Annotated in this window: 17 protein-coding genes; 2 read left to right on the top strand and 15 right to left on the bottom strand. The window is 46.2% G+C overall.

Annotation, left to right across the window (positions count from 1 at the left end; all coding sequences use genetic code 11):
• Positions 1 to 2: 2 nt before the first annotated feature.
• From ACR6HW_RS14755 to cls, 8 genes are all read right to left on the bottom strand, one after another.
• The gene (locus ACR6HW_RS14755) at positions 3 to 1,085 is read right to left on the bottom strand and encodes a DUF871 domain-containing protein (RefSeq protein WP_455728470.1); all 1,083 of its coding nucleotides are present in this window, start codon (positions 1,083 to 1,085) and stop codon (positions 3 to 5) included.
• 15 nt (positions 1,086 to 1,100) lie between these two features.
• Positions 1,101 to 1,400, bottom strand: coding sequence for a PTS lactose/cellobiose transporter subunit IIA (locus ACR6HW_RS14750; protein WP_455730896.1), 300 nt, complete (start codon positions 1,398 to 1,400; stop codon positions 1,101 to 1,103).
• A 162-nt stretch (positions 1,401 to 1,562) separates the two neighbouring features.
• Entirely contained in the window at positions 1,563 to 2,840 is a 1,278-nt protein-coding gene (locus ACR6HW_RS14745) for a PTS sugar transporter subunit IIC (RefSeq protein ID WP_455728469.1), read from the bottom strand.
• Positions 2,841 to 2,927: 87 nt separating this feature from the next.
• Positions 2,928 to 3,227 (bottom strand): PTS sugar transporter subunit IIB, encoded by a 300-nt coding sequence (locus ACR6HW_RS14740; RefSeq protein WP_455728468.1) that lies wholly within the window; start codon positions 3,225 to 3,227, stop codon positions 2,928 to 2,930.
• A 9-nt stretch (positions 3,228 to 3,236) separates the two neighbouring features.
• The gene (locus tag ACR6HW_RS14735) at positions 3,237 to 4,142 is read right to left on the bottom strand and encodes an N-acetylglucosamine kinase (protein WP_455728467.1); all 906 of its coding nucleotides are present in this window, start codon (positions 4,140 to 4,142) and stop codon (positions 3,237 to 3,239) included.
• Between the two features lies 1 nt (position 4,143).
• The gene (locus ACR6HW_RS14730) at positions 4,144 to 4,401 is read right to left on the bottom strand and encodes an HPr family phosphocarrier protein (protein WP_455728466.1); all 258 of its coding nucleotides are present in this window, start codon (positions 4,399 to 4,401) and stop codon (positions 4,144 to 4,146) included.
• Positions 4,402 to 4,656: 255 nt separating this feature from the next.
• Positions 4,657 to 7,344 carry a sigma 54-interacting transcriptional regulator gene (locus ACR6HW_RS14725; RefSeq protein WP_455728465.1) on the bottom strand — a complete coding sequence of 896 codons (2,688 nt, stop codon included), beginning with the start codon at positions 7,342 to 7,344 and terminating at the stop codon, positions 4,657 to 4,659.
• Positions 7,345 to 7,363: 19 nt separating this feature from the next.
• Entirely contained in the window at positions 7,364 to 8,890 is a 1,527-nt protein-coding gene (gene cls, locus ACR6HW_RS14720) for a cardiolipin synthase (RefSeq protein ID WP_455728464.1), read from the bottom strand.
• A gap of 226 nt (positions 8,891 to 9,116) precedes the next feature.
• On the opposite strand from cls, the gene ACR6HW_RS14715 reads away from it, so the two are divergent.
• Entirely contained in the window at positions 9,117 to 10,187 is a 1,071-nt protein-coding gene (locus ACR6HW_RS14715; protein ID WP_455728463.1) for a M42 family metallopeptidase, read from the top strand.
• A gap of 155 nt (positions 10,188 to 10,342) precedes the next feature.
• On the opposite strand, the gene ACR6HW_RS14710 is transcribed toward ACR6HW_RS14715, so the two are convergent.
• From ACR6HW_RS14710 to ACR6HW_RS14685, 6 genes are all read right to left on the bottom strand, one after another.
• Positions 10,343 to 10,717 (bottom strand): C2HC5-type zinc finger protein, encoded by a 375-nt coding sequence (locus ACR6HW_RS14710; RefSeq protein ID WP_455728462.1) that lies wholly within the window; start codon positions 10,715 to 10,717, stop codon positions 10,343 to 10,345.
• A gap of 224 nt (positions 10,718 to 10,941) precedes the next feature.
• Complete coding sequence (locus ACR6HW_RS14705; protein WP_455728461.1) at positions 10,942 to 11,217, bottom strand: hypothetical protein; 276 nt, start codon at positions 11,215 to 11,217, stop codon at positions 10,942 to 10,944.
• Positions 11,218 to 11,330: 113 nt separating this feature from the next.
• Complete coding sequence (locus tag ACR6HW_RS14700) at positions 11,331 to 12,557, bottom strand: transposase (RefSeq protein ID WP_455727774.1); 1,227 nt, start codon at positions 12,555 to 12,557, stop codon at positions 11,331 to 11,333.
• A gap of 116 nt (positions 12,558 to 12,673) precedes the next feature.
• On the bottom strand, positions 12,674 to 13,087 hold the full coding sequence (locus ACR6HW_RS14695) for a hypothetical protein (protein ID WP_455728460.1): 414 nt from the start codon (positions 13,085 to 13,087) through the stop codon (positions 12,674 to 12,676).
• A gap of 4 nt (positions 13,088 to 13,091) precedes the next feature.
• A complete protein-coding gene (locus ACR6HW_RS14690; protein ID WP_455728459.1) occupies positions 13,092 to 14,408 on the bottom strand; it encodes an SPFH domain-containing protein in 1,317 nt (438 codons plus the stop codon).
• A gap of 510 nt (positions 14,409 to 14,918) precedes the next feature.
• The gene (locus ACR6HW_RS14685; protein ID WP_455728458.1) at positions 14,919 to 16,790 is read right to left on the bottom strand and encodes an ABC-F family ATP-binding cassette domain-containing protein; all 1,872 of its coding nucleotides are present in this window, start codon (positions 16,788 to 16,790) and stop codon (positions 14,919 to 14,921) included.
• 119 nt (positions 16,791 to 16,909) lie between these two features.
• Between ACR6HW_RS14685 and ACR6HW_RS14680 the strand changes: the two genes are divergently transcribed.
• Positions 16,910 to 17,578 (top strand): HAD family hydrolase, encoded by a 669-nt coding sequence (locus ACR6HW_RS14680; RefSeq protein WP_455728457.1) that lies wholly within the window; start codon positions 16,910 to 16,912, stop codon positions 17,576 to 17,578.
• 85 nt (positions 17,579 to 17,663) lie between these two features.
• Here ACR6HW_RS14680 and ACR6HW_RS14675 read toward each other — a convergent pair whose 3' ends face one another.
• The gene (locus tag ACR6HW_RS14675; protein WP_455728456.1) at positions 17,664 to 18,386 is read right to left on the bottom strand and encodes a GNAT family N-acetyltransferase; all 723 of its coding nucleotides are present in this window, start codon (positions 18,384 to 18,386) and stop codon (positions 17,664 to 17,666) included.
• Between the last annotated feature and the right edge of the window lie 8 nt (positions 18,387 to 18,394).

The following is an 18,394-nucleotide window of genomic DNA, read 5'->3' as shown; positions in this document are numbered from 1 at the left end:
CGCTACTCCTTTTTTTCAACAAATTTAAAGGTTTGCCAAGGTTTGATTTCATCGATGAGGTACAGCTCGTGCGCTGCAACTTTTGCTACTACATTCGTTTTACCACTATTTCGCATATTTTTCAATGCCAGTTGCAATTCTCCTGCGTAACGCGTATAAAGGGTGCTCTCAATTAAAACGTCGCCGGGTTCAATGGCTTTTGCATTAAAACACTCAAAGTTATGGCCTTTGTACTTGACGCGGCTTTGTGTCGACCGAATGAGGTACTCCGACACATCCCCTCTGTTAAAATGCGGCTCGTTGAGCACGATGTGGCGCTCGAGATCCGGCACATTGTCTTCAAAGACGACTTCCAGTTCAAGCGTGTTTCTATCCAGTGCGCCGAGAGCTGCCAGTTCGTCATCAGAGGCAAACATGTTGCCGATGACGACATCGTCGATAAGACCCGTGTTGAACAAATCTTTTGCCTGTGTGACAATGGGGAGTTCCCGATGCATTTCCATAGTACAAAGGCCCTCAGAGACCGGCCAAGGACCGAACTTTGCTGTAGCGGAAGAGACGAAAGCGGCAGTTCTTAGCCCCTGTGCTTTAAATTGCTCAGAGCACTTCAAGAAATGCGTTCTGCCCAGACCGGTGTAGCGGTGCGGGTAAAAGTTGTGGCAGCCGATGATCTTTGAGCGATCGGGATTGTAACTCAGTATGTTGTCGACGTACTTGGTGCCGTTGCTCATATTGAGTTCAATGTTTAAACCGTATGGGTTCTTCGACATCATGGCCTCTTCTTGACCTGAAAAGCCCATGTCGAGACGAATGCCCGATAAGCCGAGTTCGCTGAAAAAGCCGAGATCGTCATAAGTGAGGTCGTATCGCTTAAACACTTCCGGGTCCACATCTGCCATGACTTCCATCCCCAGTGACTTGGCGTACGCACACACCTTCTTAAACGCCTCCCATAAATCCCCTTCAATAGAAATCATACAAGTGAAAATCCGAGTAAAACCGTGTTCGTGCGCTTTGCGGATATACGCCAGCACTGCATCCAATTCCGCTTGATCAATATAAACCGAAATCCCTAATCTCTTCATCGTCTGCTCCTTACTTTATTTAGAGTGAATTAAACTGTACATGTCCACCATTTCTTTTGCCAAATCTCTAATCGTAATGGCGTTCATCAGGTGGTCCTGTGCGTGAATCAATAAGATACTCACTTCCACAGAGTCGCCTTTGGCCTCGCTTTGAATTAAATCCGTTTGACTTTTATGTGCTTTAGAAAGATTTTCAGACGCTTTCTCAATGGCTGCTTGCGCCGCTTCCATCGCCCCTGACTTCGCGTGGCCAATCGCCTCCATTGCATCGCTTTTTGCTTCACCGCTGAAGGTGATTAAATTTAATATGGTCATTTCTAAGTTCACAAGTGTTCTCCTTTTAATGTTAATTTGCAGTACGCGTACTGCCGATGTGACAGAAGTGCAAAAACCCTATCTGCCCGTCGGAGCAGATAGGATTAATGCAACTTTTGTCTTGGGAAGGTATAATAGGCTTTTACAATCTATATAAAGGTATTATACGTGTTCTGCAGCATCTTTGCTCTTGTTTGCAATGAGAACGAAGATGTAGTAGATGACGAAGGCCACCACTAAGTTGAACAGCGATAACAGCGCACCCCTGATATCACCTGTTGCGAAGAAACCGCCCAGTACAGGTGGCGTTACCCACGGAATGACGTTGATGGTCGCCGGTACCAATCCTATGGCTGTGGCAACGTACGCAATCAGTGTCAAAAGCATCGGTGTGAACACAAATGGGATGAGCATAATCGGGTTGAGTACAAGCGGTAAACCGAAGAGAATCGATTCGTTGATGTTAAATAAACCAGGTGCCGCACTCATACCGCCGACAAGGCGGTAGTCCTTGCGCTTAGAGCCTACGAAAATAGCGGCAATGAGAGCAATTGTCGTTCCAGAACCACCCATGTTGACAAAGGCGTCGTAAAATGATTTTGTAACGATGTTCGGCGCGTCAAGACCGGCTAAAATCGCGTTGGCATTTTCGACAACTGCCGGTACGTAAATCGCCTGCATAACTGGGTCGATAACGTTAGAACCGTGAATGCCGAAGAACCAGAAGAACTGCTGGATAAGCGGCAACAACAATGCGACGAACAAGGTATCGCCCACATTTTGAATCGGCGCTTGAATAGTGGTCATGATCACTGAGAACAAGTCTTTTTCAATAGCTGTCATAAAGATGTGGAAGAACGCCGCGATTGACATAATAATCAACGTCGGCAACAATGCGGCAAAAGCGCGCCCAACTGAAGGCGGTACACTTTCAGGCATTTTAATAACCAATGCTTTAGAACGCGATAATCTGACGAATAATTCCGCTACGACCAAACCGACAATAATAGCGACGAAGAGGCCCATTTGATTGGTGAAACCCCAAATGCTCTCAGCCGACTTCGGAATGAACATAAAGAACACGGCCGTAGATGTGACGCCGGCGCCAATGCCGTTTGAGTCATAGGACTTTGCAAGGTTGTAAGCAACTAAGAAGGCGATAAAAATAGACATGATTGCAAAAGATGCCCACCACAAGTTGCCGCCGAAATCCTTCCAGCCCAGACCGCCGAAAAGGTTGTTCATGAAGTTTTGGTACGGGTCGTTTTCCACAAGCCTTGTAAACTGCATGTTGTTGATTAAGACACCCATGGAACCTGCGATTAAGAGTGCCATAATGGAAACGAAGGCATCTCTAATGGCAACCAAATGGCGCTGCGCACCGATTTTAGCTGCAACAGGTATAAACTTTTCTTCCATGAAACGCATAAAACTGTTCATAAAAAAATCCCCCTTGAATAGTTTGGTGCCTCCTAAGAGGCGGCTTTATAATCACACCTTCAGCGTCGAAGGTGCCATTACCCTAAATTACATGGCCATTGCTTTGGTTAAAACAGCCGCGCCGTTCATTGTGCCGTATTCGATGCTGTCGATCACAGCGACGGGAATGTTTCGGCTTTCAACTGCTTTTTTAATGTTAGAAAGTAAAAATCTCACCTGAGGCCCCAGTAAAATGACGTCGACTTCGCCGTATTTTTCCTTCGCCTCAGCTTCAGAACACGCAAATATTTCTGCGTCAATGCTTTGCTCTGTCGCCGCTTTTTTCATTTTAGTCACCAGCATACTGGTGGACATGCCCGCTGAACAAACCAGCATAATCCTTCTCATTTTTTCCTCCTAATGGCCCCGTTTGGCGAGCTCCAGCGCGCCAATTACCGGGTGATTTTTAGATTTAGAAACGTCTACATTCGGCAGAACTTCACCGAGTGCTTGTTTAAAAAGCGCATAATACGTCGTGCTCTTGGTCAATACGCTGCCGGCTACAGACAAATGGAATGCGTCGTTTTCCATACGTCTTGCCAGTGCCTTGACCATCTCGACCAAATCGTCGATGTTTCGGTCGACGATCTTCTTGACGACGGGATCGTCGTGATACAGCGGCAACACTGATTTTGTCAGTGCGGCAACATCGTCTTTTCCACGCTGCCCATCGTACAGATAGGCGATGATGTCGTCAGGCGACTGAAAGTCCAGCACCTCTGCGATGGTATCGTAGAGAACCGTCTTTTCCAAACGGCCGTCTGCCTGCATAGAAGCCGCTTTAAACGCATCTCGCGAAATGCTGTAACCACTGCCCTCGTCACCGATTATGTGTCCCCAACCCCCGACGCGCAAAACAGCGTCCTCTTTTATGCCGATGGCAATGGAGCCGGTGCCACTAATGATGACGGCGCCTTCCTTTTTTCCGTTGGCACCTACAAGCGCCGTTACAGCGTCGTTCACCACCACGAGCGGTCCGGTGTACCCCGTCGCTCGAATGGCTTCCCTTAAACGCTTTTCATCTTCCAATGTGTCGACACCGGCACCGCCGAGGCAAATCCCCTTTACAGCGCCGAGGCCGGCTCCCACCTCTTCCAGCATGGTCTCTATGGCGATTTTAATAACCGACTTGACCGTCTCTATGCCGACGTTGTGGTAGTTCGTCGCCGGGAAGTGGCGTTCACATAAGACGTCGCTTCCGTCGGAGATAGCCACCACCGTATTGGAACCGCCGCCGTCCATACCGATGTAGTAAACAGACATATTATAGCCCCTCGTCAAATAATTTTTGAATCCCTTCTATGGCCTGTGTCTCATCATTGCCTTCGGCGATCACTGTAATGGTGTCGCCTGTTGAAGCACTGAGACTGAGTATCCCGAAAATACTTTTTGCATTGGCCGAAGCGCCCTCGCGATTCACCGTGATGTCGGATTCATATTTTGTCGCCTCGGCAACGAGTAAACTCGCCGGGCGTGCATGTAAACCTGTGCCGCTTTGAACGGTAACTTCTATTGATTTCACACATCTACCTCCTTACACGCCATTATATACGCATAAACCGTGCCAATTCTTTAGAAGCCTTACAACTTTTTTGCTTTTTTGTTTTTAGACTTATACAAAACGTTGGAAATCTGCGGAAAATTTCTGAAAAATACCGCAGTGTATACACGCAAATCAAATGTAAACTAAGCGTTAAGAAAGTGTAAAATAAGTGTGTTTTATTTTACACAGTAAAAAAAATAGGTTAATAGTGTGTAGAATGTACACACTATTAACCTATTTGAGATGGTTGGATAAAAACATTTTACATAGATACATCACATCTTCATCGTGAAAGGCGACGCCGTAGGCTTGCTCAATGGGCATCAACCGCTCTTTGGTCAAGTTCATTTCCATTGGGTACTGACTGGAAAACTCCGACAAAAGCCCTGATTTTTTCGTGTGAAACCCTTGCAGCATATTGTCTACGAGAAAACTGAGGTGCAGTGCAATACCGATTTTCACATCTTGAGTAAGCGCCACTTTAAGCGTTTTGGCGTTCTTTTCAATAAACTTGCGCACGTGTTTGAGTAACTCTTCGCTGTCTACGAGCTTAAGGTGTGACTTTAGCGACGCGCCGATTTTGGCGTAGACGTCTTCCTGTGCCAACAGGCGTTCCAGAACTTCGATGCCGTCGCCTGAAAGCACTTGTAGCGCACTGAGGTTCCGAACCCCCGACACCGGCATGTCCACCGTGCTCACCACTGCAATGAGGTGGTAGGTTGAACGGTAATAGGCAATTAAGTTTAAAAACTCCTTCCGGTTGACAATGTTGAGGCTGATGACGTCGCACTGGTCTTTAAGAGCGAGTTTCTCCACAATGTGATGCTTTAACTTTTCGCTTGCCCCCTCGCCTGTAAAGCATGCGGTAATAATGAGGTTTTTCTTACCCAGCCCCTGAACTTGCGCCATTTGATCGGCACTTTGAACCATCTCCTTCACACTGGTGTAAATGTCGATGAGTTCTCTACCCAGCACCGCTTTACGCGTCGCCTCTAAAAGTGTCGGTGTGCTGACGCGGTCGAGAGATTTGATAAAAATACCGGTTTCATCGGCAATCATGTCTCCGAAGCTGATTAAAGACCCCATGTCCACAAGTAAGAGGACACCGGCGCCTTGATCGGCGCGTACCACCAGTTCTTTCGCCTTGTGGTAAATCTCTTCGGGTTTTAAACTCAGCGGCATGTCGATGGCCACGGCGTGCGGCTCGCCAACCAGTTCGTTGGCCACCTCCACCATACTGCTCGCCGTGCTGTTGCCGTGCATAATCACCACAACCCCCACTTGACCGGCACGGGCATCGTCATAGACAAAGGGCTCTGTGGCAAAAAACATCGCCAAGTACCCGATTTCATCGAGTGGTGTTTCTATTGAAAACGCGTCGTCTACCCAACGGGCCAACTCCATCGCCAGTAGAAAAGCGTCTTGTTGGGTCACCCGTATGTCGTTGAGCTTCGGATGGTAGATAGACTTCCCCGCCCTGATACGCTCCACACTGCTGTTGAGGTGAAGTGCCAGTCCGAGGTATATTTTATCGTCGTATTTTTTGTCGAGGCGCTTTGCTGCTTCATCGAGCAACTGGTGTGCAACCTTCAGCGCCGTCGGATCGACGACTTTTGCAATGTCGTCTTCTTTCACCTGTTCGGTTAGATAATGCTGAAAATGCTTTTCGATGTCGAGGCTCATTCGCTCGTTGATTTCTTTGGAGCTCAGCCCCATCGCTTGGAGTTCCGCCAATTTCTGTTCTATGGTCTCGTAAAAAAACGCATTGGCGGTCCCGGTGTCGTTCAAATAGCTTTCGTCTTCTTCAAAATAAAACTTGTAAATGTCTTCCTGTTGCTTTAGGAGACCTTCCAATGCCTCTCTTTTTTGCTTCAGGTTGAGGTGCCCTTTTTTGACGTTTTTCGGCAAGTCCCCTTGTTCTATGAGAATATACGCTTTTTGCGACGACATGTAATTCAGAAAGGCCTTGGCACAGGACAGCTGAATGTCGCTCTTGAGCTGACCGATGTTGCTTGGACAATCGTAGAGTAAAAAGGCCTCTAGGGCAAAGCGGTTGATGTAGACGCTCTTTTGCAGGCGTTTGGACTCTTCTTTTAAAAAGACTTCAATAAGCTTGTAACGGTCTTTGAGACCGCGCTCTGTCAAAGTCGGCAAGTGTATGGACATGGGAATCCTTCGTGTGAAAGTCCCGAGGAGCGCCGAAACGGGGTCTTCCGTTGTGGCGGCGATAATCTGCACTTTAGAATACACTTTCTCGTCTGCATCGCCGAGCTTTCTAAAATACCCTTTGTCGATAAAAGTAAACAGCATCTCCTGCCCCTGATTGGACAGGCGGTGCACCTCGTCTAAAAAGAGGATGCCGCCGTCGGCTTTTTTTAACAGGCCGTCGCGGTCTTTATCGGCGCCTGTGTACGCGCCCTTCTTTACCCCAAATATCTGAGAGACCAACAACTGCGGATTTTCGGCGTAATCGGCGCAGTTGAAACGAATAAAGGGCGCGGTGTCGTCAATCATATGCACCTCTTTTGCAAAACTGTACATCAGCTCTGCAAACATGGACTTCCCCACACCGGTCTCACCGAGTATCAGCGTGTGCAGTCCCCTCGGCGGATAGAGAATTGCCGCTTTTGCCTGTTGTATCGGCACTTTTAAACTCTTTTCCGCTCCAATGAGCAAGTCCAGTGTCGAGCCGTTTTCATTAAAGGCAGAGGTGCGCCTCTTTTCCGCTTTTACCACCTTAAAACTCACCGGACGCCCTGTGGATTTTTCAAGCCGCCCTTCGGCGCACAGTTGGTTTAAATACCGGCTGATATTTGAACGGTCTATACCCAGTTTTTTCGACAGCTCGCTGGCGGTTACACCTCTGTCGTCTTGACCACCTGTTTCCACTATGGCTTTGTATACCAACTCTATCTTCTTCATAATAGCTTGCGACACCTTCCTACATCAACGGTGCAAAAATTCTGAGCACGGCACGGCCAAGTCGCCTCGGCCATTGAACGCTTCGGCAGCTTTCCAGGGTAATGTTTTTACAGCTGGCGAGCATGGTGACAAAATCGTCTTTCATATCGGCGATACAAGACGCGTTATAAAGCCATACGCCACACTCAAAATGCAGGTACAAGCTCCTGTAGTCGAGGTTCACGGTTCCGATGACGCCATAGCAATCGTCGACGACAAACGCCTTTTCGTGAATAAAGCCCGGTGTGTACTCATAAATCTTGACACCGCTTTCTATAAGCTTTTCGTAATACGAGCGCGTCGTTGCATGGGCATACCACTTGTCGGCGATTCCCGGCGTAATAATTCGAACGTCAATGCCCGATTTAGCCGCTGTACAAAGCGCCAAAGTCATTTCGTTATCGATGATGAGATAAGGCGTCTTAATGTACACGTAACGGGAAGCCCTATATATCATATTGAGGTAAATACTCGCGCCGACAGGTTCGTCGTCCAGTGGGTTGTCGGTAAACGGCTGTACGAACCCCGGTGCTTCCACTGCCGGATACGCCGGTTTAAAGGCCAAATACGGTTCATCCGTCCCGTTGATATAATCCCAAAGAGAAAGGAACATCACCGACAAACTGAAAACGGCCTCGCCCTCGAGTTTAACAGCTGAGTCCTTCCAGTGACCGTATTTTTCATACGCGTTAATGTACTCATCTGCGAGATTGCAACCGCCTGTAAACCCAACTAAGCCGTCGACCACCGTGATTTTTCTATGGTCGCGATTATTAAAGCGCGAAGACATCCGAGGCAAAAAAGGGTTGAATACCGATGTTTTAATGCCCAAGGCGCGCAACTTTTGGTCGTATTTGCGCGGAAGCGTCATAATGCACCCGATGTCGTCGTAAATCATTCTGACGTCGACCCCGGCCTTTGCCTTTTCCACCAGTATGTCGAGGATCGAATCCCACATTTCACCTTCTTCGACGATAAAGTACTCCATAAAAATGTATTTTTCCGCCGACTTCAGAGCGTCGAGCATGGCGGCAAACATCTCCTCCCCTAGACTGTAGTAAGTGGTCTTGGTGTTGGCATACGGCGGGGAGTACGCGTATTCCTGTATATAGCGGGCCTGTGCCGCCGCAGACGGGTTCAAAGCGTCGATTTCCATCATGACGCCGGGACTCTTTTCCGCGTATTGCTTGCTTTTATCCTCGATAATTTTCATCTTTTCTTTGTCTTTTTTCGTCAAACTGCCACCGCCGAATATCCAATAGAAAATCACCCCAAATATCGGTACGAGCATGATGGGAATAATCCACGCAATCTTATAGGCGGGATTGCTTTTGCTGTTGACGATGCGAATGACCACAACTGCCGAGAAAAAGGCCATAACCCCGTAAAACGACGCAAATGAACCGTTAAAAAATGTGATGATAACGACGAGCACTGCCAACTGAATCAGTATGGCAAAGCTGACGGTAACAGCGCGATGCGTCAATAAATTTATGAACTTACCCATTAAAACCTCCTCAATAACGCCCCCTGATACGCGTTAGGGAAATTGCACGACACAATTTCCCTAAATACGATAATTTCAAAGTTTTTTGATTAGTTACAGTATATAATTTCGGTGGTTTAAAGTCAATATTACGAAAAATATCTATTACGGATTCCGAAATAATAGGTTGGCAAAGTATCACAAAAAGCATACAATAAATGCATCTAATGAAACGAGGAGGTTTCCCATGAACAGTCAAATGATTAAAGAACTTTCAGAAGCATTCGGCCCATCGGGCTTTGAAGAAGAGGTCGTCGACGTCGTCGCCTCTTACGCCACACCACTGACCTATGAGGTTGACGCCATGAACAATGTCTACGTGTACTTGAACCCACACGATCCCAATAAACCGACCCTTATGCTGGACGCACATCTGGACGAAGTGGGCTTTATGGTTCAAAGCATCCACGCAAACGGTCTCATCGCCATGGCCCCTCTCGGCGGTTGGGTGCCGAGCAACGTGCCGGCACATACGGTACACATCAAAACCCAGTCCGGCGACAAAGTCAAGGGCATTATCGCCTCTAAACCGCCCCACTTTATGAGCGACGCGGAAAAGAGCGCCCCTCTCGTGCTGGAAAACCTATTAATCGACGTCGGCGTCACCTCGCGATGTGAAGTGGTGGAACGCCTCGGGATTCAGCCCGGTGACCCCATTGCCCCAGAGGTGGCCTTTTCAGAAAACACGTCGACCGGCGTCTTATTCGGCAAAGCTTTTGACAACCGCTTGGGATGTGCCTGTGTGCTTCAGACACTGCTCGAACTAAAAAGCCACACCGACCTCCCCTTTAACGTCGTCGGCGCCTTTGCCGCCCAAGAAGAAGTGGGCACGCGCGGTGCTCAAGTAACGGCACAGGTCGTCAAACCGGACGTGGCCATCGTCTTTGAAGGCTCGCCTGCAGACGACCTCTATTACGATGCCTATCAAAGTCAAGGCGCACTGAAAAAAGGGGTTCAAATCCGACACCGCGACGCCAGCTACATCAGTCACAGACGCTTTATCGACGCGGCTAAAAAAATGGCCGACCAAAAGAACATTCCTTACCAAAGTGCCGTTCGTCACAAAGGGGGAACAAATGCCGGTAAAATCCACTTGCAAAACAAAGCGGTGCCGGTGCTCGTGCTCGGCGTTCCTTCTCGCTATGTCCACACCCACTACAATTACGCAGCGGCAGAAGACTTTAACGCCGCCGTCGCTCTCGCCAAACAAGTGGCGCTACACCTCGACATCGACGCGCTGACACATCGTGTAAAGTAATTGGAACGTAACTTCTAAGGGGCTGTTATAAAATGCCCTTAGTGTCCAATAAAAAATGACCAGAACCGCTTTTTTAGGGGGGCTGGTCATTTTTGTATGAAGAAAACCACCAGTATTCCTAGTGGTTTTGAAGTGTTTTAGATGTGATGGCAGATTTACCCTGCCAAAGGAGAGCCACAAAAATCACATTCTGAAACAGTCCCCTTCAGTATTTTGTTAATACCTCCACAATTGGGACAATTACAAGACTGATAAACAGGTTTTGCTGTTGGATCAGAAGATAATTTAGTTACATCTTTTTCAAATTGCAAACGGATTTTTCTTCTTTTCATGCCCTTCATAAACATCCACACGCCAATGGCTCCTATCAGTAAAAGGACAATAAGCGTAGCCAGATTATTCAACAAATCATCTTGTATAGAGACCAAAATGACCAATCCAAAAAATACAGTCCACAATCCCCCCACGACCAGTTCAACCTTCTCAATAATGAGACTCACCACAATTGCTGCTTTTGATTTACTCATCATACACCGCCTTTATTTAATTACGTTTACCCATCAATAAAATTGCTCAAGTCTTTTTTTCCATCACTCTATTTATCAAACTATTTTTTAGAACGAAAGATCCTTGAACAACCAACGCTTTACACTTTTTTAATAATTTTTCACTTGGCTACAGCTTTTCCTAAATAAAATATACTGCACACGACTTCCTTGCATTTAATCGTAAGTCTGTCTGATTAGAATACTTTTTAAAGACCACCTTGCTTCAATTGATTCAACTTGATATTTCTATTTTTAATTAAGTCATCAATTGTTTCGACCTCTTTACTAAATTGCCTATCATCAATGGGTACAGCTGATACAATTGATTTAAGTTGTTTTATGGCTTCATCAATCTTAAGCTCAATGTCACTCATAGATGAAGTATCCGAGTATTTTATAGACTCAATCAGCTGATCAACGAGTGCCTTATTGTTGCTTTTCTCTTTTATGAGATTGAGCTCATCTACAAAAGTTCTCATCATAGCTTTTGATTTAAGTGAGACTCTTGCATAATTAACTCGATAATTTGAGAAAAAGGCTTAATCCTAAGTAACAGCCCCTGCCATGCTTTCAAATTTCAATCTTTTGTTGTTCATTATGCTACTAAGAGTTCCTCATTTCTGTTTACTTTAACTTTTGAAGCGATGGTTCCTGCAACCAACGCAATGCAATTTAACAACGCATGAACAGTTGCTTTCTTGATACCTTTAGACCGGATTGAATTCAAATTTAAAATCGTCTTTAGTCGACCGTTGCAACGTTCAACAGAAGTTCGCTTGTTGTATAGAGTCTTCCATTGATCAGATGATCTTAACGGATATCCGATTTGTCTTGGATTTTCTTTACGATTTATCTTGAGCGTATAACCATAATTGCTTGATGAACACCATGCACTCCCATGTGGACAGTTACATTTCCCCAGTACTTGTGGACATCTAAATTTCATGTAATCGCCGTCAATCCCCCAATAAACGAGTTTGTAACCACCAGAACAGACTGGATGAAACTCATCATCTAACCCTTCTGGGGCGGCGTGACTGCCTCTTGGGTTGTAGGCTATGATTGGAGTAGCTTCAAAGTGATTTATTACTGCATCATAGACAGAATTATAATCATATCCAGAGTCCATCGCATAGAACAATGGTCTAAACAGATCTCTATACTGCTTTAGAAACTCTTCAATCAGTGGAACTGCAATTGTTCCATCATGAACATTCGCTGGTGTTACCATAACTGAAAGTGGTAATTCACTGTATGAATCGCTCAGGATATGAAGTTTCCATCCAAACCAACGAATGTTATTACCGTGAGTATCGCGCTTCATTCCCCAGTTTGGGTTGGTGCCGTCATCTACAATATCTTTCTTTGGTTTTGAGGCTTCGAAAGCATCTACCTTAGTAGAGTCTATTGAAATATGACTACCATCAACAATTCCTAATTCTTTAGCATGAACAACTAAATCACCGAATAGTTTCAGCAACGCATCTGATTCTGACAGCTTATCTGCGAATCTGCTGAAAGTGGCTTCTGATGGTACTTTGGATAACACCTCAAAACCACAGTTATAACGTAACACTGGGTTCTCTTTCAACTGTCTCACCAACTCGCTGGTGGTCGAAATTCTCAGAATTTGCTTAGCAATTAATGCGTAAATCATCGGTGCGACTCTGTAACCTTTTGGACCTCTCAAATGACTCTGTTTAGATAATGCCGCAACCAAAGGTGAGATGTTGATCTGAGCAAGAATTAATTCCAATTTCGTTTCTTGCTGAAAGTTCATAATTTCTTCAAAGGAAAATAGACATGTTTGTCGAATATACATAAGTGGAAACTTCCTCCTTCGTTTGGATTGTGTTTGCTGCCACTTATATAATTCGACGTTTGGGGTGAAGTTTCCTTTTTGTTTCTTTAAAAACTTGTTAAATCAACGGTTATAAATTATGCAATTTTCTCAAGTATTTTTGAATCCCTAAGATACCTATTTCTTGATATTACAGAAATAACCAAACCTACTGCAATCACACATACAAATAATAAACTCTGCCCTATAATGAATCCACTATAATAGACAAGGTGTAGATTCATAAAAATAAGGGAAGAAGTAAAAACAATTATTGCATATATACCAATTGTCATTCCCAATCCAACTCTAGTTATAATCCCCGAGGATTTAGCTGAAAAGTATTCTATCAAGACACCGCCACCAAAAAATACAATCTCACTATACAAAAGAAAAGCAAACCCAATAACTGTGCTTGGGAAGATGACTGGATGGCTTAGTATAAAAATCACTACTGATATAAATAATATCAATGCTCCAATAATTGAGATAACTCCCACTCTATTCTTCATACGGTTACCTTAACCCTTCGCCACATTCTGGACAGAATTTGGGATTTCCTGTGATTTTAACGTTGCATTTAGGACACGCATTTGCAACTGATGACCCACATTCTGGACAAAACTTGGTTTCTTTTGATAAACTGCAATCGCAGTTGGGACAAGTTTCAGGTTTTTCATAACCACATACCTTGCAAGCTATTTCACCTTCGTCCATATCCGCTTTACAATCCGGACAAGGGATGTATTTTTTACCGCATTCCACACAGAATTTTGTACCTCTAACTTCACTACCACAACTGGTACACAGGATTTTGAGTTTTTCTGCTTTTGATTTTTCCTCTTGAACTGGCTTGGACACACTATAACCACACGATCCACAGAACTTCTGTTCACTTGGTACTTTAAAATGACATTTAGGACATTCCATAAAGTCATTCTTTTTATTGTCTAAGACCATTTGACTTGCAACATTAGACATTGAGCCTGCCATCGCGCCCCCAACACCGACGCCCATGCCAAGTCCCATACCGGCACCCATAAAAGGTGCCGCACCTGCGCTTTCATTTTTAGCTGCAGATTCCATCGTATCAAATGAACGTTCTTGTTGATAATCATAGCCGATAATATCCATTTCCGCTTTTTTAGCCAAGGCGTTTTTGAGTTTAACGACTGCACTGTCATCTTCTGGAATGCTAATATCATTAACATAAAAGTTAACCAGCTCTATCCCATACTCTTCCATATGAGGTTTTATTTGCTCTTTTAAAGATAAAGACAACTCATCAATGTACATATTGATTTCCAGTAGACTGATACGATTTTTCACAACATAAGTAGAAATCGCATCTTTTGCTTTGGTAATATAAAGTCCTCTAAAATACCGAATAACGCTCTGTTCATCGAAACTAGACATTGTGCCTACCAGTTTTACTAGAAATTTTTTGGAGTCCTTGATTCGAATACCGAACAAACCATTTGAGCGAACTGGAATAAATACACCGTATTTTGGATCTTGTATCTGAATAGGAGAAGCTGTTCCCCATTTTATATCCAGTTTAAACAATCTATTGACATACCAAATTTCAGCGGTAAAAGGCGATCTCCCGCCAAAAGGTAAATTGATAAGTTTGCTTAAACCGGGGATATTTGCTGTATCAAGTGTATGTCTTCCCCCTTTTAAAACATCTAACGCATTTCCCCCTTTAAACAACACCGCTTCCTGCGATTCGTTTACAATAACCTGTGTCCAAGTGCCTAGTTCCTCACTCGGGTATTTCCAAGCAAAAACATTAGGTCCGCCGTTGTATTTCACGACCTCTACTACTGCCATATGTTCTTTCCTCCCTCAAATATTTAAATGGCCATAAGTGATTATCATTTACAAACAGAAATCATTTGCCATTATCCCCAATTATTACTTATCTCATGATTGGTTCTATCTTTATAAGAAATGCTGAGTCATTTTATTATATTTCTCTTACAACAAAAAATCAAATGTAATGACTTAGAAATTCTTTGTAGATTTTGAAATAGTGTTTTCATCGTTATTTATGCTGCCAAAAGCGCCTCTTCTCCCTTTGTTTCCAGTTTTGAAGCTATGCCACTGAAATACAGTTTAGCGACGTGTGTACGGTTGCCCTATTGGCGTAACTCTATAGCCCCTTGGTCGGCTACTTTTCACTTTTTTACCGGTATAACGATCTTTCACGGACAAGAGTGCGCCATTCCGGGCACACATAAAGAACTCCCAAGTTAAACTTAGGAGTTCCAACACACCGTAAAAAACACGCGCCCTGACGAACAGCATCGGGGGATTACAGTAACTGCCCTAATAAACCTCCTACACCTTCTCCCCCTCTATCGCGTCGTTCAAGTCGTTGAGGTACATCCAACGCGTCATCTTTTCCTCTAGTGCCACTTCCAGCGCCTCTTTCTCATCTGTAAGGGCTTGAAGTTTGACGTAATCGGTCGTCTCCTTTAGAAGTGCCGCTGCCTTTTCTTCAATCTGGCTCTCCAGTGCGGCAATATCAGATTCGATAGTCCCCCACTCGCGCGCCTCTTTAAAAGACATCTTTAGTTTCTTTTCTCGTACCGGCCGTTCTGCGGGTTTGGCCTTCTTTTCCTCGACAACAGGTACTGCCGCAGGTTTGAGGTCTAGGTAAGTCGCGTAATTCCCCGTGTACGACACCACGCGTCCGTCTTCAATGACGAAGAGTTTTTCGCAGACCTTATCCAGCAAGTAGCGGTCGTGGGACACGACGATAACCACGCCACCAAAATTTTCGAGGTAATCCTCTAAAATCGTCAGTGTCTGAATGTCGAGGTCGTTGGTGGGCTCGTCAAGCAAGAGCACATTGGGGTCGCCCATTAAAATACGCAGAAGGTGAAGACGCCTTCTTTCGCCGCCGGACAACTTGCCGATGGGCATAAACTGAAGCGTGCTGTCGAACAAAAAGCGTTCCATCATCTGCGACGCCGTAATGCGGTCGCCTTCAGCAGTCCTGACGTACTCCCCGGCCTCTTTGATGTAGTCAATCGCCCGCATCTCTGCCGGCATGTGCATCTGATCTTGTGTAAAGAACCCAAAGACCACCGTGTCGCCGACGTCAATGCGCCCGGCAGTCGGCTCAATCTCCCCCGCTATGATTTTCAGAAGCGTGGACTTGCCGATGCCGTTGGCGCCGAGGATCCCGATGCGATCGCCCTTAGCCGCGGTATACTCAAACCCTTCAAAGAGCACTTTGTCGCCATATGCCATAGAGAGGTTCTCAATCTCCATAATTTTACGTCCCAGCCGCGCACCGCTAAAGCTGATGTCCATCTCGTCGTCTGTGGCCTGCCCCATAGACGCTTTGAGCGTTTCAAAACGTTCAATACGCGCTTTTTGCTTCGTGCTTCGCGCCCGTGCACCGCGCTGAATCCAAGCGAGCTCCCGTCTATAGAGATTCTCCTTCTTCGTCGCTTCAGCAGACTCCAATTGCTCGCGTTCCGCTTTCTTTTGCAAAAACACGTTGTAGTTGCCTTCGTAGGTATACACCGTACCGCGGTGGATTTCAAAGATTTGCGTACACACGCGATCTAAGAAATAGCGGTCGTGTGTAATCATTAAAAGCGCCCCTTTAAAACGCTGTAAATACGTCTCCAACCATTCGATGGTGGTGTTGTCGAGGTGGTTGGTCGGCTCGTCGAGAATCAAGAGGTCGCAAGGTCTAACCAATGCCCCTGCAAGAGCAACGCGCTTGCGTTGTCCCCCTGAAAGGGTCTTTATTTTTGCATAAGTGTTGCCGACGCCCAATTGTGTGAGCACCGTCTTGGCATCGCTCTCAAGTTGCCAGAGCTGCATGGCATCCATCTTCTGAACGAGTGCCGTCATAGCTTCCGGAGAAACTTCGCCGTTTTCAGCATGCGCATAAGCCCGCATGACTTCAAAGGCCTCTGACGTACCGGCAAAAACGTAATCCATAACTGTGTCCTCCGGTTCAAAAGCCGTCTCCTGAGGCAAATAGCCGATTTTTAGGCCGTTCTTTTTGAGAAAGCGACCGCTGTCCGGCGCTTCGAGTTCCAATATCAATTTCAGCAAAGTGGACTTGCCGGTGCCGTTGACGCCGATAATGCCCGTTTTCTGCCCTTCCTCTATACTAAAGTTTACCGCTTCGAGCAACTGACGCTCGGTGTAAGCCTTTCCGATGTTTTCTGCTGTGAGCAAATGCATGTGTTCACCCTTCCTTTATTTCAATATCTATCAAATTATATCACCGACCTGTAAAAAAGTCCAAACCGTTGCATAAAGGCGTAAAATCTGTTACCGTAAAAAGAAAAAAAGGAGTCCTTATGTCTACACTGATTTTTTTCGATATCAACGGCACATTAATCGAACGCGATGCTCGAACCGATTTGCCTATAGAAGAAGCGATGAACACCTTGCTCGACACCCAAGACGCCTTAAAAGGCGTCGATACTGCGGCACGGAGCGACAAGGACGTTTTTAAAGAGGTTCTGGGCAAGTTCAACCGCCCCTATACAGAAGCGCTTTTCGAAACCCTGTGCACCTTGTACCGCACGCAACTTGAAGCCTACAAAGACAGCGATGTCTGGCGGGCCAATGTCGACGCCGTCCCATTTGTCAAAGCCCTTGCCACTAAAGACGTCGACCTCGCTCTAATCACCGGCGAATTGTCCTTAGGCGCTCAGTACAAACTGGAAAAAATCGGCGTGTACGCGCACTTCCCCGTGGGCGGCTTTGGCGAGGACGGTCTCAAGCGCTTTGAAATCGCAGAGAGCGCCTTGAAAAAAGCCGAGGCCCATTACGGGAAAACCTACGACCGCCTCTACGTCATCGGCGATACCGTTTTGGACATTCAAACGGCGCGCCATATTGGCGCAAAAGCCATTGCCATTGCCACTGGTGCACACACAGCAGAGGCGCTCGCCGCAGAAAATCCGGACAAAGTCATTCACACCTTTGCCGAACTGGCCGATTACGAAGTGTTCGCCGAATAGCCAAGCGCCTTGTCCAGCTAATTTTAAAGCCGACGCGACGTCGTACTGCCCGTACGCATCGTGTCGGCTTTTTTACAGTGGGTTGCTACCCCTTTAGAGACGCCAAAGCGGTGTCCAACGTCTGTACAATGGAAAAACCCAAGGCTTCAAAACTCGCAGAAGCCTCTGTAAATGCGTACACCGATTTTGAAGCAGAGGCCTCTGTCAGTACCTTACAGATTAAAGACGTTCCAATGCCGCGGCGCCTCTGAGGCGGTGCCACAAAGACGTCGTCGAGACAAAAACCACCGCCTTTTGTCCAGTGCCCGTACGCAACCCCTACATACCGCCCGCCCGACTGCACTGCGTACAGTCGATACCCCGGCGTCTGCACCGCCGATTTAAGAGCCGGAATTTTGTAGATGGCGTCAAATGGGATGCACAATTGCGTCGCAAGGCGCTCATCCCAATGCTCAAGGCAAACGACAGCGGTCGTCCCCATGCGGCCGGCCACTTTGTCAAATGCCATCTTGTACACTTTCAAACCACTAGTGACCTGAAAGTCGTTGGCGTTAAAAAGGGCCTCGTTGGCCTCAAAGTACCCGCTGTCCTCAGCACTTTGCACAATTGTCGGCACCACCCCTTTTAACTGATAAAAGCGCTTGATAAAACGCAACGTCCCTTCTAAATTGCGCACCTGCGCCTTTCTCACCACAGCGATGTTGCACGTTCTATCCTCTGCACTGTGATAGAGCGTTCCAAAATCCATTTCAGTCCGCGACGCGAAAGGCAGTGCCCCCACGTCTTCTATTGCGTCTCTTCCAGTCACATTCTCCC

It is taken from the genome of Fusibacter sp. JL298sf-3 (assembly GCF_053842995.1).
The sequence above is the reverse complement of the archived record's forward strand: the minus strand, read 5'-3'. Positions and strand labels throughout refer to the sequence as shown.